Annotated in this window: 1 protein-coding gene and 1 pseudogene; both read left to right on the top strand. The window is 36.3% G+C overall.

Going from position 1 to position 631, the window contains the following annotated elements:
* Positions 1–563 (top strand): CBS domain-containing protein (locus IDG60_RS28230; protein WP_206161113.1); only part of this gene is annotated, 563 nt, incomplete at its 5' end.
* A pseudogene (locus tag IDG60_RS28225) lies at positions 560–631 on the top strand (choline ABC transporter permease); the annotation flags it as partial. The gene IDG60_RS28230 and the pseudogene IDG60_RS28225, both read left to right, overlap by 4 nt.

The raw sequence follows: 631 nt of genomic DNA, 5'->3' as shown, positions 1-631 counted from the left end.
ATATTTTAAGACATCCCGCAAATGATTTTGTACGTGATTTTATAGGACAAAATAGACTGATTCAAGACCGTCCCAATGACAAGACTGTAGAAGGTGTAATGATTAAACCAATCACGATACAGGCAGATGCAACGCTTAATGATGCTGTTCATATTATGAGACAAAAGCGTGTTGATACTATTTTTGTAGTAGATAGTAATAACCATTTACTAGGTTTCTTAGACATTGAAGATATAAATCAGGGTATACGTGGACACAAAAGTTTACGAGACACCATGCAACAACATATTTATACCGTTCAAATTGATTCTAAATTACAAGATTCTGTACGTACGATTTTAAAAAGAAACGTTAGGAATGTACCTGTCGTAGATGATAAGCAACGTTTAGTAGGACTGATTACGCGTGCCAATGTTGTTGACATTGTATATGACACGATTTGGGGCGATAGTGAGGATGCAGTGCAAACAGAACATGTGGGGGAAGACACTGTGTCCTCAAAAATGCATGAGCAACACACTACTAATGTCAAAGTACGTGACATAGGAGATGATAAATCATGATTGAGTTCCTACATGAACATGGTGGACAGTTGATGTCGAAAACACTGGAACATTTTTATATTTCTATA

The organism is Staphylococcus sp. EG-SA-2, assembly GCF_017152085.1.
The sequence above is the reverse complement of the archived record's forward strand: the minus strand, read 5'-3'. Positions and strand labels throughout refer to the sequence as shown.